The sequence below is a fragment of the Opitutus terrae PB90-1 genome (genome assembly GCF_000019965.1).
In the GTDB taxonomy this organism is placed as follows: domain Bacteria; phylum Verrucomicrobiota; class Verrucomicrobiia; order Opitutales; family Opitutaceae; genus Opitutus; species Opitutus terrae.
On sequence record NC_010571.1, the window covers coordinates 3,989,089 to 4,012,037 of the forward strand.

The 22,949-nt window shown below is 64.7% G+C and carries 13 protein-coding genes and 1 tRNA gene; 5 read left to right on the forward strand and 9 right to left on the reverse strand.

Features of this window, described 5'->3' with window-relative positions:
* Positions 1-50: 50 nt before the first annotated feature.
* The 5 genes from OTER_RS25890 to OTER_RS15540 form a co-directional block, all read right to left on the reverse strand.
* Complete coding sequence (locus OTER_RS25890; RefSeq protein WP_148218145.1) at positions 51-296, reverse strand: hypothetical protein; 246 nt, start codon at positions 294-296, stop codon at positions 51-53.
* Between the two features lie 321 nt (positions 297-617).
* Entirely contained in the window at positions 618-2,045 is a 1,428-nt protein-coding gene (locus tag OTER_RS15525; protein WP_012375877.1) for an SNIPE associated domain-containing protein, read from the reverse strand.
* Between the two features lie 26 nt (positions 2,046-2,071).
* Positions 2,072-2,587, reverse strand: a complete 516-nt coding sequence (locus OTER_RS15530) for a Fur family transcriptional regulator (protein WP_012375878.1) — start codon at positions 2,585-2,587, stop codon at positions 2,072-2,074.
* A 239-nt stretch (positions 2,588-2,826) separates the two neighbouring features.
* Positions 2,827-4,530, reverse strand: a complete 1,704-nt coding sequence (locus tag OTER_RS15535) for a chloride channel protein (protein ID WP_425496021.1) — start codon at positions 4,528-4,530, stop codon at positions 2,827-2,829.
* A 364-nt stretch (positions 4,531-4,894) separates the two neighbouring features.
* Positions 4,895-4,969 (reverse strand) — tRNA-Glu (locus tag OTER_RS15540).
* Between the two features lie 414 nt (positions 4,970-5,383).
* Between OTER_RS15540 and OTER_RS24280 the strand changes: the two genes are divergently transcribed.
* Both OTER_RS24280 and OTER_RS15550 read left to right on the forward strand, forming a co-directional pair.
* On the forward strand, positions 5,384-9,052 hold the full coding sequence (locus tag OTER_RS24280) for a PAS domain S-box protein (protein ID WP_012375880.1): 3,669 nt from the start codon (positions 5,384-5,386) through the stop codon (positions 9,050-9,052).
* 134 nt (positions 9,053-9,186) lie between these two features.
* A complete protein-coding gene (locus OTER_RS15550; protein ID WP_012375881.1) occupies positions 9,187-11,256 on the forward strand; it encodes a PAS domain-containing hybrid sensor histidine kinase/response regulator in 2,070 nt (689 codons plus the stop codon).
* 12 nt (positions 11,257-11,268) lie between these two features.
* Here the strand turns inward: OTER_RS15550 and OTER_RS15555 are convergent, their stop codons facing one another.
* Both OTER_RS15555 and OTER_RS26675 read right to left on the reverse strand, forming a co-directional pair.
* Positions 11,269-12,141 carry an HDOD domain-containing protein gene (locus OTER_RS15555; RefSeq protein WP_012375882.1) on the reverse strand — a complete coding sequence of 291 codons (873 nt, stop codon included), beginning with the start codon at positions 12,139-12,141 and terminating at the stop codon, positions 11,269-11,271.
* A gap of 48 nt (positions 12,142-12,189) precedes the next feature.
* On the reverse strand, positions 12,190-12,792 hold the full coding sequence (locus OTER_RS26675; RefSeq protein ID WP_012375883.1) for a response regulator: 603 nt from the start codon (positions 12,790-12,792) through the stop codon (positions 12,190-12,192).
* A gap of 299 nt (positions 12,793-13,091) precedes the next feature.
* Between OTER_RS26675 and OTER_RS15565 the strand changes: the two genes are divergently transcribed.
* Together OTER_RS15565 and OTER_RS15570 are read left to right on the forward strand one after the other, a co-directional pair.
* Positions 13,092-14,135 carry a DUF481 domain-containing protein gene (locus OTER_RS15565; RefSeq protein ID WP_012375884.1) on the forward strand — a complete coding sequence of 348 codons (1,044 nt, stop codon included), beginning with the start codon at positions 13,092-13,094 and terminating at the stop codon, positions 14,133-14,135.
* 243 nt (positions 14,136-14,378) lie between these two features.
* Positions 14,379-16,616 (forward strand): hypothetical protein, encoded by a 2,238-nt coding sequence (locus OTER_RS15570; RefSeq protein WP_012375885.1) that lies wholly within the window; start codon positions 14,379-14,381, stop codon positions 16,614-16,616.
* Positions 16,617-16,806: 190 nt separating this feature from the next.
* On the opposite strand, the gene OTER_RS15575 is transcribed toward OTER_RS15570, so the two are convergent.
* The gene (locus tag OTER_RS15575; RefSeq protein ID WP_012375886.1) at positions 16,807-19,932 is read right to left on the reverse strand and encodes a DUF748 domain-containing protein; all 3,126 of its coding nucleotides are present in this window, start codon (positions 19,930-19,932) and stop codon (positions 16,807-16,809) included.
* A gap of 349 nt (positions 19,933-20,281) precedes the next feature.
* On the opposite strand from OTER_RS15575, the gene OTER_RS15580 reads away from it, so the two are divergent.
* Positions 20,282-21,331 (forward strand): hypothetical protein, encoded by a 1,050-nt coding sequence (locus OTER_RS15580; protein WP_012375887.1) that lies wholly within the window; start codon positions 20,282-20,284, stop codon positions 21,329-21,331.
* A 76-nt stretch (positions 21,332-21,407) separates the two neighbouring features.
* Here OTER_RS15580 and OTER_RS15585 read toward each other — a convergent pair whose 3' ends face one another.
* Complete coding sequence (locus OTER_RS15585) at positions 21,408-22,946, reverse strand: YifB family Mg chelatase-like AAA ATPase (RefSeq protein WP_012375888.1); 1,539 nt, start codon at positions 22,944-22,946, stop codon at positions 21,408-21,410.
* Positions 22,947-22,949 lie beyond the last annotated feature (3 nt).

Genomic DNA, 22,949 nt, shown 5'->3' on the forward strand with positions numbered 1-22,949 from the left:
TCGAATACGTAGGATTCCGAGCGCGGCCAGGAGGGCAGAGGGGTGACGCATTACCGCCGGTGGTCCAAATCGTTCTCTTGCGAGTCAAGAAAAGCACAGTCCCCGGACCTGCGCGGATTCTGTTCGGGATCGAGCCAGACGACAATGCGGTGGATCAGTGGACGAGAGGCCGATGCGTGGAGTTCCGGATAAGGCGCAAGAACTTTCTCGCCGCTGCCGCCGGAAAGGATGATGATGCTGGTGACTATATGATGTATGTAGGCGCGATCGCGGATTTCCGTGAGTGCGGAGGACACCAGAACCCCACGAGGCAACCATAGCCTACCAGAACCTCGCAGGCCAACCATAGCCTCGCGGTGGCCGCGTACCAGAAATGGGAAACGCTTGGAACGGCTTCTCGGCTACAAACCCTCCGTGATTGCAGGAGCCAAACTCGCCTACATCCGACTGAACACCCCAGTGACTTGCCCGCCTCGTGCCACGTTCCTTGGTCAACCGGAGAAGCACCCGTCGCCTCTTTCATCGACGATGTGACCGACCAGGGAGGGCCAAAGGGCAACCCCACGTCTTGACTGTTGACCAGTACGCATACCCTTTTGGATCGCTCCTCGCGTATCTCAACTCGCAGCGGCAGTAAAAAGTGTGTCTGGAAACTGTGTCGTGGTCGGAGCGACGCCAGTTTCCACCTGCGAGGCTTTTTGCGCTCTGGCGGCGAGCGTCTCTCGGTATTCGCGGGCCTCTGCGAGTTTCGTGATGGTCACTGGGTAGTTGTTGGCTTTTGCGAACTCCGCAATTTCGGCGAGCGTGACCCGGAAAAACTCTTTCCGTTCGTTGACCAGATTCACCCGTTTCGCTTCGAAGTGGTCGTGAAGCTGATATTCGAGAGCGGGAGCGTTTTCGGTGTACATCATCGCGTGCACGTCGAACGGGAAAGGAACCGACGCATCGCCGAGTTCCTTCACGCGCTCAAGCGGCTCAAGCCGCCGCGTCATTCCGATCTTGAAGACATCCTCACCAAACGAACCGATGTTCGAGATGACGTAGATGTGCCCGGCCTTGGTCAGCTGAGCGCGTGAGATCGCCCGCGCTTTCTGTTCCTGCGCCTCCTTGAGTTGCATCTCAAGTCCAGCAATCTTTGCCGTGAGTTCCTCCAGCTCTGCTCCCTTCGCGTCTGCTAGTTCCACCCGCGCACGATCGAGCGCCTTTTGGTATCGTTTCTCTTCATCCTCCGCTTCCTTTTTCGCGCGCTCGATTTCGCGTTGCACCTTCTCTTCTTCTCGCATCTCTTCCGCGATTCTCCGCTGCTCTTCCTTCTCCTGGTAGATCTTTTGTTCCAGCTCATGCGAGAGGCGGAGTTCGTCGATCTTTAGATCGAGATAAGGTCGCGTGATCGACACTTGGTTTACCGTGCCTGCCTTGTTGATGGCATCGAACGATCGCCGAATGCGCTCCTCCATCGCCGTGGCGTTGTTCCATTTCACCTTCAGGATGGCGGCATCGCACTCTCCGTTAAACGCTCGCAGCATGAGCTTCATCATGTGCTTGATCATCCGTTCGCCCTCACGCGCGCTACCGCCCACAGTCCACGTGGTCGGGCATACGGCAGCACGCCCGCCACTCACCAGCACCTTCTGTTGCTCGTAGTTGCTGTCGAGCTTTGCGCGATACTCGTCCGACGTCGAAAAGTCGTAGTGCGGCTTGTAGAGCCCGAAGGACTGCATGTCCAAGGTCTCCTCGACGAGCGCGAGTTCCTTGCTCAGCTTGTCGTAGGTGAACTTCGCCGACACGTATTGGTTCTCAAGGGCCTGGAGCTTCGTCTTCTCGTTGCCGTCGAGGACGGAATAGCGCTGCGCCAACTCCGCTAGTGCCAGGTCCCGCTTCTGGATTTCAGCGTCTCGATCGACGATATCTTTGTACCGCTCGTACATCGCTTCGCGTGCCTTCCTCGCGCGGACAAGTCGCACCGTCAGGATGACGATTTCGACGATGAGTAGTGCTGCGATGACCGCAAAGACGGCGGCGGTACGGAGGTCGGGCTGGAACATAAGGTGGGGCAACTCCCACAGCGCCGCTAAAGCGCAGCACTATCCCGGGAATCGAGGCGGTGAGGCCGTCGTTTGGCGGCAGGAGTCGGTGGGTCCGCGATGAATTGGATGAGGTGGCTGACGGATCTGTATCCGCGCCGCCGCAGGGCATCCTCCACTCGCTGGACTGCCCGCCGCATTTTGGGCGTTGGCACCGCCGCCTCGGGTGCCAGGATTTCGCCGGATTTGGTGACGACGTAGAGACGCTCAGGATCAAGCGACAACTCGTGCAAGGCTGTCGCCGAACGAGTGAAAATCCGCCGTACCATTCCGGCGTCGACCATCGCACCGACCGAGCGGCGAACAGTTATTAGGTCGCAGCACCCGCCGATTGCCTCGTGGATTGCTGCGACCGACGCCGGCATACGAAAATGCAGCAGCGCGTCGAGCATCGCAACCCGGGGTTGCGTGATGCGCATTCCCGCTGCTTTCAAACGGGCCAATGCTGCGTCAAGCTGGGGGTGAGTATCGGTGTTGCCGGGCTGGATGGCGGCAACAGACATGCCGCTACTGTGCAACTAGCTGCGGAAGGAGCAAGGGTTTTGCCTGCCCCCACTCAGCCACGAGCACATATCCCCTTCAGCTGCCTAGAAACTTTCACGCATTCGAACGGGCTTTGGCAGAAAGGTAGCCAGCGAGTGTGTGGCCGATGGCAGCATCACATATGCTTTTCTTCGCCAGCCGTTATCCAGAGTTCACGACTGACCCTTTTTCGCTTCGCGGTGATTTGGGCGACAGGACCTCAAGACATGGTGTCTTTCGGCGCGGTGGGCCGGGACAGCAGCGGGCCTTTCTCACGACGGCGTTCGTCGTCCTGCGCGTGCAGGCGGGCCGCCAGGATTTCGGCCCGACCGAGATAGCCGACGATTGTCTGCCCATCTTCGCGCGAGACGACGGGCAACCGGCCGATCCCGCGTTGGAGCATTCGCACCAGCGCGTGGTCGAGCGTGTCGTCCGGGAAAACTGTAACCGGCTCGGTCGTGCCGGCCTGGTCCACTGTCATCGTGCCGTCGTCGTCTCGTTGCTGTGCGCGGATAAGGTCGCCGCGCGTGATGATGCCAGCGAGTTTGCCGTCGCGCGTGATCAACGTCGCCTGCCGACGAGCGAGCGGCGAATCCGGCTGCGCGAGTTGTTCCGCCAGCTCGGCGACAGTGGTGTCAGCAGCGACGAGCGGCGGCGTGCGATCCATGACCTCGCCCACGCGTTTGAGGGCGAAGACGTCGATGCTGTATTCCCGCGTGATGTGCTGACCGCGCCGGGCGAGTTTCTCGGTCAGGATCGAACGCCGCAGCGCCAGCACCGTGACGCACAGCGCGGCCACGGTGCCGACCAGCAGCGCCGGCAGCGCGTTCAGATCGTGGGTCAGTTCCAGCAGGAACACCATGCCCGTGAGCGGCGCACGCATCGTGCCGCCCATCATCGCCGCCATGCCCACGACGGCCCACAAGCCGGCATCACCCACGCCCGTGACTCCGCCAAGCAGCGCGCCGACGCCACCGCCCAGCATCAGCAACGGCGCCAGCACGCCGCCGGAGGTGCCCGAGCCGAGTGCGATCGACCAGACCAGTCCCTTCGCGATGACCAGCCCGAGCGCCGCCACACCGAGCAGTTCACCACGCATGAGCGCATGGATCGTTTCGTAGCCGACGCCGAGCACGCGCGGATCGATCAATCCACCAAGACCCACGAGCAATCCGCCCAGCGCGGGCCACCACATCCAGTGAACCGGCAGCTTGGCGAAGCCGTCCTCGCATGCGTAGACCACCGCGGTGAGCAGGCTCGATGCGAGCCCGATGCAAACCCCGACGAGGAGGGCAATCAGCAGCGTCGTCGGCGCGAGCATGGCGTGCGGAGGAACCGGAAACAGCGGCCCCGCGCCGAGCAGCGGAACCCGCAGGACATCGGCGATAATGGCGGCGACGGCGACAGGGATGAAGCTGCGCGGTTTCCACTCGAAGAGCAGCAGTTCCACGGCGAGCAGCACGGCGGCGACAGGTGTCGCAAAGATGGCCGCCATCCCCGCTGCGGCGCCGGCGACGAGGAGCGTTTTCCGCTCGGCCGAGGTGAGGTGAAATAATTGCCCGAAGAGCGATCCACACGCGCCGCCGGTCATGATGATCGGACCTTCCGCGCCGAACGGTCCGCCAGTGCCAATCGAAATCGCGGACGACACAGGCTTCAGCACCGCGACCTTGGGATCGATGAGGCTGCGGCCGAGCAGGATCGCCTCGAGTGCTTCCGGAATTCCATGCCCACGAATTTTTTCGGATCCGAAGCGCGCCATGAGCCCGATGACGAGTCCGCCCAAAGCGGGCACCGCCACCACCCACCATCCGAAGTGATGTCCGGTCAGCGCCACCGGTTCGGTGGAAAGCCGCTGAAAAAAGGCGAGGTTCGTGCACAACGCGATCAGCCACAGCAGGAGTTTGGCGACCAGCGCGGCCATGATTCCGACCGGCACGGCGAGCGCGCAGAGGAGCAGCACGCGACGGTCGGTGGTAAAGTCTGCTTTCACTCCTGGCGGCAGTTCGGGCGTGGCGGAGGAAGAGGCCGACGAAGTGGTGCTTGGGTTCACGTTCCGTGAGTGCACGGCAATGCGGCGGAATCGCAAATACCCGGAACCAGTCTGCCCTCGGTCGGAGCGACCTGGGCGCGGCGCACAAATGAGTTCTGCTATGAGAACTCGCGAACCGCCGCCTGCGCGTTGATGATCAGTGTGCTGCGTCCGCCGCCTAACGCACCAACGCAGCTTCTCCCCAAAACTCTGGTGTAGACAAAAAAAGACCTGCTTGCGCAGGTCGTTCCGGAATTGGCGCCCCCACGGGGAATCGAACCCCGCTTTGAAGATTGAGAATCTCCTGTCCTAACCGATAGACGATGAGGGCGTCTTCGAGAGGGTCGAAGGTTCGGATTTTGCGACGCGCGTCAAGCGCGGTTTCGACCGCGCAACTACCCGCGCGTATCTCTGCCGATCGAGCGACGGCACCCCCGCGTCGGGAAGCCCCAGAACCGAAACTTCTCGGCCAAGGAACTCTCGGGATCAAGGCTCGGCGCCGCGTTGGTGGCAGGCTAGAGCCACTCGCGCCGCACCGGCGTGACTAGTCGCGCTGGCCCAACGAACTTCGTCGTGGCGTCGGACAAACCCTCCCCGCAATTCCAAAGGAACCCCGGATCACCAGCCGCGCGCGGTCAGACGCCGGCTAGAAGCCACTCCGCCCACAGCGCCGAAGAGACTAATAATTGGCCATCCCTTCACACGGACGCTTTACCTTCGAGGCGCGGCCCTGTACCAAAATCGGATGGCACAGCCCGATTCGTCCGGCGCTTGGGATCAGGCCTCCCCGCGGGACCGGATCGGCGTGTTCGTCGGCCGGATCGCGCGGCATTGGAACTCGCACTACGTCTGGGCTGCCGGCGCATGTTGGACTGGGCTGATCGTGGTCGCGCTGGTCGCCTTGCACGACGGCGGGATCGCGGAAGTCGCGCTCGACGAATTCGCGGTGTTTCTCGGTTTGTGGGGCGCGGGCGTGCTCGCGCTGATTGGCGGGCATCGCGTGGCGCAGGCGAGCGTGCGCGAGCGCATGCGGATGGTGGCGGCATTGCGGACGAGCGAGGCGAGCTATCGCGAACTGTTCGAGAACAGCCCGAACCCGATGCTCGTCTACGACGTCGCCACGCTGCAGTTCCTGGCGGTCAACGATGCAGCCCAGCGTCAGTATGGCTATGCCCGCGAAGATTTTCTGCGACTGACGGTGGGCGACATTCATCCGGCGGCGGAGATGCAGCAGTTGGAGAGTACGCTGCGAACCGAGCGACCGCCGCTCGCGTTCAGCGGACCCTGGACTCACCTGCGGCATGATGGCTCGTGCCTGCGCGTGGAGGTCAGTTCGCACGCGCTGAGTTGGGACGGACGCGCGGCGCGGTGCGTGGTGGTGACAGACATCAGCGAACAGCAGCGACTGAATGCCACGGTCGAAGAGCAGGCGGTCACCTATCAGACGCTGCTGAGCGCGGCGCTCGACGGAGTGGTGGAAACGGATGAGAGTGGGCGGCTGATCGCGGCGAACGAGGCATTCCTGATGGCCACCGGTTACAGCATGCCGGAACTCGCGACCCGCACCATTGCTGATCTCGAGGCGAACGAGAGCCCCGAGGACGTGCAGCGGCATCTCGCGCAAGTACGACTCGCCGGACGCGTGCGTTTCGAAACGCGATTGCGCGCCCACGACGGCCGGCTGATCGACTTCGAGGTGAACGTCGTCCACGTGCCGGGGCGCGGCCGCTTTGTCTCCATTCTCCGCGACATCACGCAGCGCAATCGCGCCGAACAGGTGCTGCGGCTGAGCGAGGAGCGCTTCCGCGAAGCCATCGAGCATGCCGGCGCGGGTTATTTTCGGATCGATCGCGCCGCCCGGTTCGAGGCGGTAAATAGCGCGTGGCTGGCGATGCATGGATTCACGCGTGCTGAAGAGGTTCTGGGCCAGGATTACCTAACCACCCAGGCGCAGGAGGACGCCGACGCGGCTGCCGACGTGGTGCGACGAGCGTTGGCTGGCGAAGCCATCGCCGCCGGCGAGTTCCGCCGTCGGCGCGCGGACGGATCCACCGGCTACCATACCTTTTCGCTGCATCCGGTCCGCCGTGGCCGGGAGATTGTCGCGATCGAGGGCTTTCTCATCGACACGACGCCGCTCAAGCAGGCGATGGCCGACTACAAGATGCTGTTCGACACCATGCTCGACGGCTTCGCGCTGCACGAAATCGTACGCGACGAGCAGGGGCGGGCGGTGGACTTGCGCTATACGGCGGTCAATCCGGCTTTCGAACGCCAGACGGGCATCCGGGCCGCGGACGTCGTCGGGCGGCGGATGTCAGAGGCGATTCCAGGGATGGAGCCGGAGTGGATGGAAGCGTACCGGCTGGTGGCGGAGACGGGCGAGCCGCGGGTGTTCGAGCGGTACAGCCAGCCGCTCAACCGTCACTTCACGGTGAGCGCTTTTCGCCCGTCGGTTGGGCAGCTGGTGTGCGTGTTCGTCGACATCACCGCCCGCAAGCTGGCGGAAATCGAGCTGCGCAAGCTTTCCCGCGCGGTCGAGCAAAGCCCGGTCAGCGTGATCATAACCGAGACGTCCGGGGAGATCGAATACGTAAACCCGTGGTTCACCGAAACCACGGGATATTCGCTCGAGGAAGTCCGCGGGAAAAATCCGCGCGTGCTCAGCTCCGGTGAAACTTCCGGGGAGACCTATCGCGAGATGTGGCAGGCCATCACCTCCGGGCGCGAATGGCGGGGCGAGTTTCACAATCGCCGGAAGGACGGCACGCTGTTCTGGGAGGCGGCGACGATCGGCCCGATCTTCGACGACGAGGGGAAGATCTCACGCTTCCTGGCGGTGAAGGAGGACATCACCGAGCGTAAGCGCGCCAGCGAGCGGATCCGCGAGCAAGCCGCGCTCCTCGATGTGGCTCACGATGGAATTCTGGTCACCACCATGGACCGCGTGGTGACCTACTGGAATCGCGCCGCGGAGCGGATGTACGGGATCCCTGCGACGGAAGCGTTGGGCCACACCCTCGATGAATTGATCCCGGGCGAGAACTCCGAAGTCCGTCGGGAGGAGTGGCAGCGGCTGATCGAGCGCGGGGAGTGGAGTGGCGAGCGGCAGCATGTCGTGCGCAGCGGCGGCACCATCGACGTGCGGGTGCATGCGACGCTGGTAAGGAATGCAGCCGGTCAGCCGACGTCCGTGCTCATCGTGGTCACGGACGTGACCGCGAGCAAGCGGATGGAGAAGCAGTTCCTGCGCGCGCAGCGGATCGAAAGCCTGGGTGCGCTCGCCAGCGGCGTGGCGCACGATCTCAACAATGTACTCACGCCGATCCTGATGTCGGTGGAGTTGCTGCGCCCCCTCGCGCAAAACCAGGCGGATCGGGACATGCTCCAGTTATTGAGCGACAGCGCGCGGCGCGGTTCAGACATCGTGCAGCAGTTGCTGCTGTTCGGCCGGGGCAGCGAGTCGCCGCGGGTGCCGCTGAACGTGGCGGGAATCCTCAAGGACACCGGCCGGCTGATGCGGGAGACTTTTCCCAAAAAAATCGTGCAGACGGTGTATGCGCCCGCGGATCTCCGGCTGGTCGAGGCGGATCGCACGCAGATTCATCAAGTCGTGCTGAATTTGTGCGTGAACGCGCGTGATGCGATGCCCGAGGGGGGCCGGCTGCAGATCACCGCGGAGAACGTAGAGGTGGAAGAAGAGCTGGCGCAGCGCCACGCCGCGAAAGGCGCGGGCCGATACGTTCGGATCACCGTGCGCGATACCGGGGCGGGAATCTCACCGGAGAACCTCGACAAGATCTTCGATCCTTTCTTCACGACGAAGCCCGTGGGGCAGGGCACGGGTCTGGGGCTCGCGACGGTGTTGGGAATTGTGCGCGGCCACGGCGGCTTTGTGGACGTGAAATCGCAGCTGGGACGCGGCGCCGCGTTCGAGGTGTATCTGCCGGCGGTGGCGATGGCGGTCGAACCGCTGGGCGTGGAGCCCGCCGCCGCGGCGCTGCACGGGCGAGGCGAGGCGGTGCTGGTGATCGAGGACGAGGAGGCGATTCGCAGCATGCTCCAGCGCGCGTTGACGCAGCACAACTACCGGGTGCTTACGGCCTCCGACGGCGCCGAGGCACTGGGCGTCTATGCACAGAACGCCGGCAGCATCGATCTTGTGATCACCGATGCGATGATGCCGGTGATGGATGGTGCGCAAACAGCGCGGGCGCTGCGCGGGCGCGATCGCAGCTTGCCGATCATCGCCATCAGCGGGTTGCCGGCGCAGCGCGCGGAGCTGGAGAAGATCCCCGGCCCGCGGATTCACTTTTTGCCGAAACCATTTGCGACCGATCACGCTCTTCATCTGGTGCGTGAAGCTCTGGATGTGCCGGCGCAAGGTGCGGCACTGGGTCCGGCCACGAAGTAGCTTTCGGTGATTTGCCGACTGGGGAGGAACGTGTCGCCGGATGGCGGTCGCCCAGCCGAGATGTGAACGAAACGTGAATTGCTCCAACGTTCTTGTGGCCAGTACCAGCACACGGATACTCGGGGTTCGAATCTATGCATCGAGACGCCGCCGACCGTCCCACAGGTGATCAAAGCGGCGATCGTCATGACGCGGGCGAACGATCGTCACCAGCCCAGAGCGATCAGCCGCAGGATCGGGAGGGCGTAACACCGGGTGAGCTGGCCTCGGCGCTACGCGAGCGCGAAGAGGGGTTTCGGCAACTCGCCGACGCGATGCCCCAGTTGGTGTGGACGGCGAATCCGGACGGACGCGTGGACTATTACAACGCGCGTTGGCGCGAGTACGCCGGGATCTCGCCGGCGACGGAAGGCAGCGAGCCCTCCTGGGACTGGGCGCCGACGCTGCACCCCGACGACGAGGCGGCGACGATTCATGCGTGGCGTCGGGCAATCGGGACCGGACGACCGTACCAGATCGAGCACCGCGTACGGATGGCCGACGGCCGCGTGCGCTGGCATTTGAGCCGGGGCATTCCCCGCCGCGATGCCACGGGCCGGATCATCAAATGGTACGGCACGGCGACCGACATCCACGATTTTCGCGTGGCGCAAGAGGAGGCGCGGCTCAACGAGGAGCGCTACCGGTTGGTGGCGCAAGCGACGAACGACGTGATCTGGGATTGGGATCTGCGGACGAACCAAATCGGTTGGAGCGAGGCGACCCTGGCCAATCTGGGCTACACCGCCGAACAGATCGGAACGTCCTTCGAGAACTGGCGCGAGCGCGTGCATCCCGCGGATCGCGCGCGACTCGACGCCAGCATTCAGGCCGCGATTGCGAGCGGGGGCGACACCTGGAGCGACGAGTATCGGTTTCGCCGGCAGGACGGCAGCTATGGCGTGTTTCTCGATCGCGGGCACATTGCCCGGGACAAGTCCGGGCGGGCCTATCGCATGATCGGCTCGCTGCTCGATCTGACCGAGCGCCGTCGGGTCGAGGCGGAACTGCGCCAGGCCAAGGACGATGCCGAGCGCGCGAGTCGGGCCAAGGACGAATTCCTGGCGGCTCTGAGCCACGAACTGCGCACGCCGCTCACGCCGGTCCTGATGATGACGCAAATGCTCGAGCAGGAGAGGAGTTTCCCACCCGAAGTGCGCGACGACCTGCGAACCATCCGGCGCAACGTCGAACTCGAGATGCGGCTGATCGACGACCTGCTCGACCTGACGCGAATCACGCGCGGAAAGCTGCGCATGAACGAGGAGATCGTCGATGTGCACCGCGTGCTGCAGGATGCCATCAAGATCGGCTGCGACGACATGTGCAGCCAGAAGCGGCTGCGAGTGCGATGCGAATTCGAGGCGAACCGAAGCGCCATGCGCGGGGACACGGCCCGTCTGGGGCAGGTCTTCTGGAACCTGATCAAGAACGCGGTGAAGTTCACGCCGGAGGATGGGGCCATCACGCTGCGCACGCGCAATCCGTCGCCGGAACGGTTGGAAGTCCGCGTGGCGGACACCGGCATCGGGATCGAGGCGTCGGTGCTGCCGCAGATCTTCAATGCGTTCGAGCAGGGCGGCGCGCACATCACGCGGCGTTTTGGCGGACTGGGTCTCGGACTCGCGATCTGCCGCGCGCTCGTGGAACTGCACCATGGCACCATCGTCGCGCGCAGCGAAGGGCCCGGCCACGGAGCGGAGTTCATCGTCGAACTGCCGACCTGCCCGGACGCGACTGCCCAGGACGTCGAACCGATGGCGGCGACGGAGTCTGAGGGTAATCGTTCGCCCGAATCGCGGCCGAAAAGAATTCTGCTGGTGGAGGACCACGAGCATTCGGCGAACGCGATTGCGCGGCTGCTGCAGCGCACGGGTTACCAGGTGGCGATCGCCGCGACGGCGCAGGAAGCGCTGGCGATAGCGAGCGAGAGTACGTTTGACCTGCTCGTCAGCGACTTGGGACTGCCGGACGGCTCGGGCAATGATCTGATGCGTGAGCTGCGGCGTCGCTACAGCCTGCGGGGCATCGCGCTCAGCGGATTCGGCATGGAGGAGGACATGGCGCGCAGCCGCGAGGCCGGCTTTGAGGCGCATCTGGTGAAACCGGTGCGGACGCAGCAGCTGATCACGATGATCCAGAATCTGCTGGAACCGGCCCGCTGACGGACGGGCGGTTCAGCGGTAAAGCGTTTCGCGAATCGCCGCGAAGGCGTGGACGGCCTCGGCGTGGATCGTGCCGAGTGATTCGACTGAGAAACCGTACGCCAGCGCGAAGGGGTGCTCGGCCAAATCCGCCGGCAGCTGAATGGGCCGGGCATCGGCTGCAGGCACGCCGGAACCCGCCGGAAGCACGCGGGCCACGAGGTTCATCGCCTGCACCAGCGCCTGCGGGATCTCGATTGCGTCCTCCGCGGACAGATCCTGCGACTCCACCGCGACCACGATCGGATCGGGAAATTGCCAGCGCCGGAGCAGGTTCGCTCCGACTTCGGCCTGGGTCAGGCCAACGTTCTCACGCTCCCATTGAACGAGCGGCTGCTGCCCATCCCAGAACAATCCGCCGCCGAGATCCTGGAGGGCCTGATTGAGGGCGAGCCGGCCGATGAAACGCAGCAGACCGGTGGTGTACGCCTCGCCGCTGTCCACGTTGTTCGTGTGCTTCGCGAGCGCGTCGAAGAAGAGACCGTTGAAAAGACTTTCCGTCCAGAACTCGTCGGCGGCGATGCCGTAGCTGCCGAGGTCGCGATTCGTCGTGCTGTGAATGGCGACGAGGCTGACGAGCCGGATGGTTTCGTGAAAACCGATCACCTGCACCGCTTCGCCCACGGCGGCGGTGCGGGTGTTGCGTCCGTAGAAGGCACTGTTGGCGCAGCGGAGTACGTCGGCGGCGAGCGCCGAGTCGCGATTGATGAGTTCGACGATATCGCTGAGGCCCGAGTCCGGATTGCGCAGCAACTGCAGCGCCCGGCCCAGCGTGCGGGGCGCCGGAGCCAAGCTTTCGGTTTTCGCGAGCGCTTCGAGGATCTGGTTTTTCGTGGGCAAAGACATGATGGGCGCGGAGGGCGGAGTGGTGGTGAGCAGCGCAGCGGCGTTCGCTCAGCAACCGGGGCACACCTGTTGAATGATCGCCACGAAGCGGGCGGGGTCGAAAGGTTTGGCGATCCAGCCACTCGCGCCGGCGCGGCGGGCGGCAATCTTTTTTCCGTCCTGGCCAGGGGCGGTGAGCATCATGATCGGCGTGCAGCGATGCATGGCCAGCTCACGGAGTTGGGCAATCAGGCCGGCGCCATCGCTTCCCGCCAGAACCATCGCGAGGATGATCAGGTCGGCTTTTCGTTGCGGCGCGACCAACAAAAGTTTGGCGGCATCCTCGACGCAGACCACCTCGTAGCCGGCGGCGGCGAGTGTCTTGCGCATGGTTTCGCGAAGGGCCGGCGCTTCATCGGCCACGAGCACGGTGCGGGGTCCGGGCCCCGGGGCAGGCCGCACGGGCGCGGGTTTCTTTTCTGCCGCGAGTCTCCGGCAGACGTCTTCCCAGATCGCATAGTCCTGGTCCGCGGGAATCGTGGCCGCGGCGTTGGCCGCGGCCATGAGATCGCGCAGCTCCGACGGGCGAGGCGACGCGGCCGGTCGTGAGCCGCCCGCGACGGGGCTCGCGAAGCCGGGGTGCGTCCGGGCCGGGGCGTCAACAAGTTCCATGGTATGTTTCCGTGATAAAGGACGGGCCGAGGGTGTTCTTGGATTCGCGGGCCACCCTTATATCGGCCCATTTTCGTTTGCGGCCAAACATTTACGGCGGGCCCGGTCACGGCCGTCGAGTTGGTTCGGGGAACACCGCGAGTTCGCCGGGCGTTGCCGTGACATTTGCCCGGGAAAACCATCATCCGATCTCATTTCGCCTGAGGTATAATCCCCTGCCGGTACATGGCTTATATCAAACCGGTTGCCGCCAAAGGTTTTGACCACCGAGTGGCCGCGACGTAGACCCACGGTGCTTTATGACACTCAAACACCGATACAGATTTCTGATCCTTCTTTTTTCGGCGTTCCTCGCGATCCATCAGGCGTACGGGGATGTCGTCGAGACGAAGAATGGCGCCCGCATCGTGGGCAAGATAGTCCGGATCGTTGATGGCGCGATTGCCATCGAAACGAACTATGCCGGGATGCTAGCCATCAAGCAGAGCGAGGTGGTGAGTTTCTCCACAGATGCGCCGCTCGCGATTCGGCTGGCCAGCGGTACGCGGTTTGATGGCCAGGTCACGGGTGGACCGGAAGGCGCGATTCAGATCGCGGGCGAAGATGGCACGATCAACACCACTGCAACCAAAGTGGTAGCAGGGTGGGCGGCGGGCGTGAAAGACCCGGCGATCACGGCGCTCGAGCGGCACTGGAGCTACGAGGCGGCGGTGGATATCACAGGCAAAACAGGCAACAAGGAGCAGCTCGGCACCGCCGCCGCGCTCCGCGCCACGATGAAAACGCCGCAGGACACGCTGCAGTTCTACACGGCGTATGACCGTCAGGTCGCCGACGGCGCCAAGTCGGCCGACCAGTTCAAGGCGGGCGTCGATTATCAGAACAATTTTTCCGGCAAGACCTCCTGGTATGTGCGCGACGAGGGCGGCTTCGATCGCGTGAAGGACATCGATCTCTATAACATCGCCGCCGCCGGTTTCGGCTACGACGTGATCAAGGCGCCGAAGCAAATCCTGACGACGCGCGCCGGTTTTTCGTTCCGCTATGAAGGCTACCGGAATCCGGTCACGGACGACGTGAAGAGCGCCGGTCTGGACTTCGGACTCGCGCATGAGCTGACGTTCGAGAACGCGAAGCTGGTGAACCGGCTGTCGTTCGTGCCGTCCTTTGAAGATTTCGGCAACTACCGGCTGACGCACGAGTCGTTTTACGAAATCCCGCTCGTGGCGCCGAGTTGGAAACTGCGGATTGGTGTGAGCAACGATTACAACAGTCAGCCTGGCCCGGGCATCGAGCGGCTCGACACGAATTACTTCACGCGCTTGGTGCTGAACTGGCGCTGATCGCCCCACCGTTAGTCCCGTGCGGAGCTTTCGGCTGCGGCGCGCCTGAGCCGGGGCCTGGTGCCAAGGTGCTCCGCCGCTTGTCACGGAGCCCGAGTCGTGATTGTAACGATCCTCCTTGTTCGTGAGTTTCCGCCGGGCCGCTTGGTTAACTAACCGCGCGCCCGGCTTGCCCCAAAAACCCCGCGCTTATGACCGGGTTCGCTTCGAACCGATTCTAACGCATCCACTCTTTTTTTCCCCATGCGCTCTCCTGCCTCCGGCCATGTTTGGAAGTTCTTCCGCACGGGCGGATTCGACCAGGTCTCGCTCGAAACGGGCGCTGACCTGCTCGCCCTCGATCAATTGGACCAGAAACTGTGGGTGGCTCTCGGCTGCCCGGTCAAAGGATTGGAACTGGACGAGAAAACGCTCGCGCTCATCGATCGTGACAATGACGGGCGGATCAGCGCGCCCGACGTGATCGCCGCGGTGAAATGGGCGAGCGCGCGACTGAACGACGCCGGCTCGCTGCTGCAAGGCGATGCGCCGCTGCCGCTGACGGCCGTCAACGGCGGCACGCCCGAGGGGCAGGTGCTCGTCGCCTCGGCGCGCCGGGTCCTCGCCGGACTCGGCCGCGCGGAGGCGGCCGAGATCAGCGTCGCCGACGCCGCCGAGTCGGCGAAGGTCCTCGCCGCGAATCCATTGGTTGGTGACGGCATTATTCCGGCCGCGGCGACCGAGGACGCCGCGGTGCAGGCCTTGATCAACGAGGTCATCGCCTCCCGCGGTGGCACGAAGCGGTCCGACGGCACGGTGGGGATCACGGCCGGGATGATCGGCGATTTCTACGCCGAACTCGCCGCGTACGTGGCCTGGAACGAGCAGGGCGCCGGCAAGCAGATCGCCGTGCTCGGCGAAGCCACGGAGTCGGCGTGTCAGGCGGTGGCCGCGATCCGCGCGAAGCTGGAGGACTATTTCGCGCGCACCCGCCTCGCCACCTTCGATCCGCGGTCAGTCGCGGCGCTGAATCGCAGTGAGACGGACTACCTGGCCGTGGCGGCGAAGGACATGACGATCTCGGCGGACGAGATTCGGGCGTTGCCGCTGGCGCGCATCGAGCCCGGACGGGCGTTGCCGCTCACTGACGGCACGAACCCCGCTTGGACTGCCGAACTCGCGGCGCTGCGGGATCGCGCGGTGACGCCGGTGTTCGGCCACGAAAAGTCCAGCCTGACGGCGGAAGAGTGGGCGGGACTGAATGCGACGCTCGCGCCGTACGAAACCTGGCGCGGGCAGAACGCGGGCCGCACCGTCGAGAAGCTGGGACTGGCACGGGCGCGTGAGTTGCTGGCCGGCGACAGCCGCGCGGCGCTGACCGCGCTGATCAGTCGCGACCAGAAGCTGGCGCCGGAGTTCAAGGCGATCAGCGACGTCGAACGGCTGGCGCGCTACTACCGCGATTTGCGCACGCTGCTGCACAATTTCGTGAACTTTGGCGATTTCTACTCGCCGGAGCGCGCGGCTGCGTTTCAGGCAGGAACGCTCTATCTCGACAGCCGTTCGACGGAGCTGTGCATTCGCGTGGACGGTGCCAATCCGCTCGCGGCAATGAGCAAGGCGTACGTCGCTTACTGCGCGTGCACGCGCGCCGACGGCGCGAAGATGACGATCGCGGCCTGCTTCACGCAGGGTGACAGCGATTTCCTTTTCGTCGGCCGCAACGGGCTGTTCTACGATCGCCGCGGCATCCTGTGGTATGCGGTGATCACGAGCATCGTCGACAATCCGATCAGCATCCGGCAGGCGTTCTGGCTCCCGTACAAAAAATTCCTCCGGATGATCGAGGAGCAGGTGGCGAAACGCGCGGCGGCGGCGGACGCCGCGACAAGTGGAAAGCTGGCCGGTGCGGCAGAGAAGACCGCGAACGTCGACAAAGCCAAACCGGAACCGAAGAAGGTGGACCTCGCACTCATCACCGGAATTGGCGTGGCGATCGGCTCGATCGGCACGTTCATCGCGACGGTGTTCGCGAAGGTCGTCGACATTCCCAGCTGGCAGATTCCGCTGATCCTGCTCGGTCTGATGCTCGTGATCTCGCTCCCGTCGATGTTCATCGCGGCGCTGAAGCTGCGGCATCGCACGATTGGGCCGATCCTCGAGGGCAACGGCTGGGCAGTGAACGGCCGGGTGAAGATCAACATCCCGTTTGGGGCGGCGCTGACGAAGATGGCGACGCTGCCGCCCGGCGCGCGCCGCTCGCTCGAGGATCCTTACGAGGACAAGGAGGCGAAGCGGCGAAAGCGACTCGCGTGGTTGCTCACGGTGCTGGTCATTCTCGCGGCCGCCGCGATTTGGATCCGCTGGGACCACAACCGGCGCGGGCACTACTTCTGGCAACCGGAGCCGGTGGCGGAGCCCGCCCCGGCGGCGGCTCCGAGCGAGCCGGCGGCGACACCGAGCGCACCGGCGGTCACTCCCGCCGAGGCGCAGAAGAGCTGAGGCGCACGTCAGCGACGCGGCGGTCGCGCGGCCGTCGCGTCGACGAGTAGGGCGCTCACGCCGTGAACGCCGCGAGCGTCAAGCGAGCTTCCGGCGGGCAGCGGCGTGCCCGTCCCACCTCTCGAACGGTTGATCAAAAGACCGGATGAACCTCAGCGGGTGAATTTTGGCGCCCGCGCGAGCCTGTGGATCACTGCAACGTCAGGAAGACCCGCGGGCCCTTGCCCTCCTTCGGCGCGACGGTCTGTTCCTTTTCCTTGGCCAGGAAAAGTCGATCCGCCGAGATTTGCCCGGTCGTCATGAAGTAGTCGCGCACCCGTTGGGCGCGCGCCTGCGCGAGCTGCCCCAGCTCGTTTTCGTCGACGGTGATCGCTTCGGCGAGCCGTCCTTTCATCTCGTCGAGAGGCAGTCCGGCCGCAGTGGCCGAGGCGACGGCCTGCGCGTGATCCGCGGCGCGCTGCTCGTTCTCGCGTTGAGCGGCACGTTGCTCGCGACGCGACTGAAACGTGACGGCGCGCCACGCGCGTTTGAACCAGCCCGCGGGCGCCGGGGGCGGGGCGACGACTTCGGGCGGCGGCGGCAGCGGAGTACCAAACTGCGTGCCCGGCGGAAATTTTTCGTCGAACAGCTTCTTCACGACCGCGGTTTCTTCGTCGGCAGTCGGCACGAACTGATCGGGCGGGGGGAGATTGGAATCGCTGCGTCGTTTCTGCTCCCAAGCGGCGCGGCGGATCTGGTCGGCCAGCTTCACGCGCTTCAACGCATAGCCGTCGGCCGCGGCATCGTAGCTGCCGTCGAGGTCGAGACTGAGCCCGGGGCGATTCACGAGCGCCTTGGTCATCGTCTCCAGTTTCGCCACCTCGGAGGGCTGCAGCTCGGTGGACCCCGGCACAAACTCCTGGAACGCGAGCTCGTCACCGCCGCCGCCGAAGGCCGCGCCCAGGAGCGAGAACGGCGACACCGCGGCCTTGGTGAGCAGATTCACGATGACGCGTAGCACGACGCGCCCGATGCGAAAGTTCGGATCGTCGGTGCTGCCTTGCACCGGAATGTCGATGACGATTTTGCCGTCGAGATCCTTCAGGAGGGCGACGCCCAGGCGAACGGGCAGACTGGTGGCGTCCGGACTCTGCACGGCGTTGCCAAACGTGAACTGGTTCAAGGTGACCACATTCGCGGCGTCGATCTTCTTGCCATCGACGAGGAGCTTCACGTCGACGAGCAGCTTCCCGCGCGCGAGTTCGTAGCCCGCGTATTTGCCGGCGTAGGGACTCAGCGGCAGCAGGTCGACGTTCTTCATGTCGACCGTCAGGTCCACGGTGGGCCGCGCGCTGAGCGGGTCGAGCTTGCCCGTGATTGCGACGGGCCCGGAACCGTCCACGACGGCCTTCAGGTTTACGTCGGCTTTCGCGGGATTGCTGGCGGAGAGTCCGGTGATTGTGCCACCAAACTGACTGACGGCCACGCTCACGTTGGGCTCGAGGGACCGATCGGTGAAACGGAAGTCGCCGTCGGCGATGGTCACCTTGGCGATGTCGACTTTCGGCAACGGCGCAGGCGCGGCGGCGGCCACGGTTGGCGCGGCTGGCGGTGATGACTCGGCGTTGGCCTCGGCCGCGGCGGCCGGAGCGACCGCGAGCGAAGCAAGATTCAGCTTCTGGTCTTTGGCGACGAGCACGCGCGCATACGGAGCGGTGACGACGATTTCGTCCAAGGCCACCTGGAGCTCCGGCGCGGTGCTCGCGCGCAGTCCGCGCAACGCCACCGAGCCGACGCCGGCCAGATCCTCGTTCAGCACGGCGTCGACCAAGCTGAATTTCTCCAGCGTGACGTCGCCACTCACACGAGCGGCGGGCGCGGCATCCGGCGTCAGCTCGACTTCCGCGGAGAGCGTGGTGGTGAGCGCACCCTGCGTGATGTGCGCGTTGGCGAACTGTTCCAGGTAAGGACTGAGCGGGAGCAGCGCGAGACCGGTGACGTTCGCCTTGAGCTCGGCCGTGACCGGGTTGAGGCCAACGGCACCATCGAGCTGCACGGTTCCCTGTGGCGCCCAGTTGAACGCGAGGTGCAGCGGCATGCGCGCGCCCGCGGCGAGACTGATTTCTTTCAAGGAAACGTCGAGGCCGCTGAGCGAGAGCTGCGCCGGCCGCGGCGGGGCCTCGTCGGTCAGCTCGACTTGCAGACCTTTCACGGTGAGCGCCTCGATGGTGACGTCCGGCAGCTTCGGCGCGGCACCGGCGTTCGCGGGTGTGGCAGCAGGAGGCGCTGCAACCGCCACGCTTCCGCCCTTCGGCGCGGCGGGCTGCAGCATCGCCAGCAGGTTGATGGCGCCGGATTTTTCGCGGCGCACGGAGACTTTGCCGCCGTTCAACACGATGGCCGCGATCGTCGCCTTCTGGCTCAGCGCATCGGCGTCGACGCCGCTGATTTCGAATGCCGGCAGGTCGAGGACGGCTGACCGGTCGCTGCGCTGGACAACTTTCACCTCATGCAGCTGCAGCATGCCCTCGTGCAGCTTCATCACGTGCTGCCCGGGCGTGAGATCGAGTTCATAGCGGCCACGCACCGACAGCCGGCCGCTCGTGAGGTCAGCTTGGGTGAGATCGGCGTAGTAGGGAGCATACTTTGGAAGTACGATGCCCTCGAGGCTCAGCTCGCCGGCGGAGCGCATCGGCTCGGCCTGCAAGGTGCCCGCCCAGCTCAGCTTTTCCCCCGACTCGGTCACGGCTTCGAATCGATACGGTGCACCGCGCTGGCTGACGGTTTTGAACTCCGTCAGGGCAAACGTCAGCGGTCCGACGGTCGTGGTGAACGGCTGCGCGCGGGAAAGATCGCTGAAGTTGACGCTGGTCTCCGTGACCTTCAGCCGCGCGATGCGGATGGGTCGCGCCGGCTCGGACGGCGTGGGTGCCGGAGTCGTCGGCGTGAAGCGCTTGAGGAGGTCCGCGAAGCTAAACGTTCCGTCCGCCTGCAGCACCACCCGGGCGTCGAAACGATCCAATTCGATGTCGCCGAGCACCCAACTGCCCCAGAGCGAGGAGAGGGCGTCGAAATTAACATAGAGTCGCTGCCAGCCGAGAAAGCGCGTGACGCCGTCCGGCTCCATGATGGCGAAGTTCTCCAGCGTGACGGAAAGCGTGTAGGGGTTGAGCCGGAGCTTCTCGATGGTCACGCGACGGCCGAGTTCCTGGGAGAGCCGCTTCTCCAACTGGGGACGGATCAGTGGCGGAAGCACAAAGAAACCCACCACGGTGAACAACACCAAGAGCGCGGCGGCGAGCGCTGCGCGTCGCCGAGTGACGAACGCCTGCTTCATGGCGGGATGCTGAGCTTCCCGTGGTTACGTGGCAATCGTTCGTAACGCCAATCCTTCGCCACCGTGGCCGGGTGCAGCCGCACCTGCGTGCGTGGGAGTGTGCCTTTGGTGGGCACATTGAAAGCGGGCGAGGCGTCAGCGGTCCCACGCGCGGCGAATCAGCGGTTCAGATCCCCGCAGGGTGATGACCCCGGCGCACGGCGTTTACGATGGCCGCGGGTTTTCCCGGATGCGCTGCTAGGGAGTTTTTTCCGCAACGGACATCGCACCTAAGCCAGCGCATGAACACGGGATCAGGCGAACGCGGGTGTGCATACCGCCGGTTGCAAATGCAGCCGGGGTGTACTTCATGCTTCGCGCCATCGCCGTATCCATGTTCACCTTGTTCCGCCGTCGCACGCCGGATCCCTTCACGCTGCCCGGGCTGGAGCGGTTTCTCCTCCGGCTGTTTGCGCCGGCGTATCACCGCTGGACGGGCCGTCGACTCAACCCGTGGCAAGCCGACTGGGTGTTCCAAGGCCTCATCACGCGACAACTGCAGCGGCGATTTTTCCTGCGCGATCGAATATTTCGGCGGCCTTACAAGCGAATCGAATGCCTGACGGAGTTTGGCCCGGAGCTGAAGTATTACCTGCCGCATGCGTACTGGCATCATCTGAACGGCACGCTCGCGAGCACGTGTTCCTTTCGGGGCACGAGCGCGTTTTACTTCTTCAGTCCGCGACACGAGGAGCAGGACCGGCCACGCGCGTACATTCTCGATCCTGCGATTCCGAATTCGGAGGACCATAATTTCAGTTACGATTTCCGTCGTTGGGCGCAGGTGCCGCTGAAGCAAACGTACCGGGGGCGGATCGACTTTGGGTTCAGCCGGCCACTGGTCGTCATCTCGAACAAGTACAACCAGGAGTGGGGGGCGCGGCCCGCTAACTTTCTGGACCTGCCGACGCTCAGCGCGTTGGTGGAGTTGCTGCAGCAGCGCTACGTGGTCGTCTACAACCGCCCTTGCACACGACTGATTACGAGCGATCACAACACGATCCAGGATCTCGCGGAGAAGGAACCGCTCAAGGCGCGGTTTCCCTCGCTGCTCCTGGCCGAGGATCTTTACGAAACGCATCGCGCAGTGGTCGCCAGCTTCAACGAGTTTCAGCTCTGCCTGTATGCGCAATGCGAGCGGTTCATTTCGGTGCAGGGCGGAAATTCGGTTCTCGCCAGCTATTTTGGCGGGACGAACCTGGTTTTTCAGTGCCGCGGCCAGGAGCTGATTTTCGATGAGTTCTCGACGATCTATCCGCGGCTTTCCGGCGCGCGCTGCCGCGCGTTTCGGGATTACGACGCGCTGCTGCGCGCGGTGGAGGCGACCTACCTCGGTGAGCCCGTGGTGATTCGTTCCTAGCCCGGAAATTTCATGAACAGGAGGGAAGCTCCATCCGAAATTTCCGTCCGCCTGCGGCGGAGCGACCTTGTCGCGGCTAGTAAAACACTGCGCGGTCGAGGCTGCGGTATTGGATCGCTTCGAGGAGGTGCGGCGCCTCGATCTGCTCGGCGCCGGCGAGGTCGGCGATCGTGCGCGCAACCTTGAGAATCCGATCGTAGGCACGAGCCGATAGATTGAGCTGTTCCATCGCGTGCTGCAGGAGGTCGCCCAGCGCCGCGTCGACGGCGCAATGCCGGCGGATTTGCGGCTGGGTCATGCGCGCGTTGGAGGTGGTGCGCGAGTGCGCGAAGCGCGCGTGCTGCCGCGCACGCGCGGCCTCGACCCGCGCTCGAATCGCCGTGGACGGCTCGCCGTTTTCGGTCGCGCGCAGCTCTGCGAGCGACAACGCGGGCGCTTCAATGTGGATGTCGATGCGATCGAGCAGTGGCCCGCTGATGCGCGAACGATACCGCTGGATCTGGGTCGGCGAGCAACGGCACTCGTGCTTCGCGTCGCCGAGGTAGCCGCACGGGCAGGGGTTCATCGCCGCCGCGAGCATGAACGCGCAGGGCAGCGTGACCTTGCCCGCGCTCCGCGAGATCGTCACCTCGCCGTCCTCGATCGGCTGGCGCAGCACCTCGAGCGCGGAACGTTTGAACTCCGGCAGCTCGTCGAGAAAGAGCACGCCGTGGTGCGCGAGTGAAATTTCGCCGGGTCCGGGAATCGTGCCGCCGCCGAGCAAACCCACGTCGGAGATCGTGTGATGCGGCGCGCGGAAGGGCCGGACGCCCCAGGCCATTTCTCCGCTGATGGTCGTACCCGCGGCCGAGTGAATGCTCACGATCTCGAGCTGCTCCTCCAACACCGGGACGGGCATGATCGAAGGAATGCGTTTCGCCACCATCGATTTTCCCGCCCCCGGCGGGCCGAGCATCAGGATGTTGTGGCCGCCTGCCACGGCGACCTCGACCGCGCGACGCAGCGCATGCTGGCCCTTGATCTCCGAAAAATCCGGCGCGCCGTCCGCCGGCACCGGCCGGGTGCGCCGCAGCGGCGCCGGATCGAGCGGCGCCAGCGTGATCTCGCCGGTGAGAAAACGCGCGGCGCGATCGAGCGAGTCGACGCGATAGACGGCAATGCCCTCCACGTGCGCGGCTTCCTCCGCGGAGACCGCCGGCAGGAGCAGCCCGCGTTTGCCGAGCTTGCGCGCGAGGCGGGCCATCGCGAGGGCTCCGCGCACCGGTCGGGTCGCGCCGGAGAGGCTGAGCTCGCCCGCGATCATCCAGCTGCCGAGGTTCTCCGCGCGGAGCTGTTGCGTGGCGGCGAGGATGCCCAGCGCGATCGGCAGATCGTAGAACGGTCCTTCCTTCCGCAAATGCCCTGGCGCGAGATTGATCGTGGTGCGCGTCCGCGGCGGTTTGAAACCGCTGTTGCTGAGTGCAGAAAACACCCGATCGTCGGATTCCTTGACCGCGGCGTCCGGCAGCCCAACCAGAATCAGCTTCGGCTCGCCCGCCTCGCCGGCGTTGACCTCGACGTGCACCATTTCGGCTTCGACGCCCTGCAGGGCCGCGGAAGCGATGGTCGCAAGCATGGC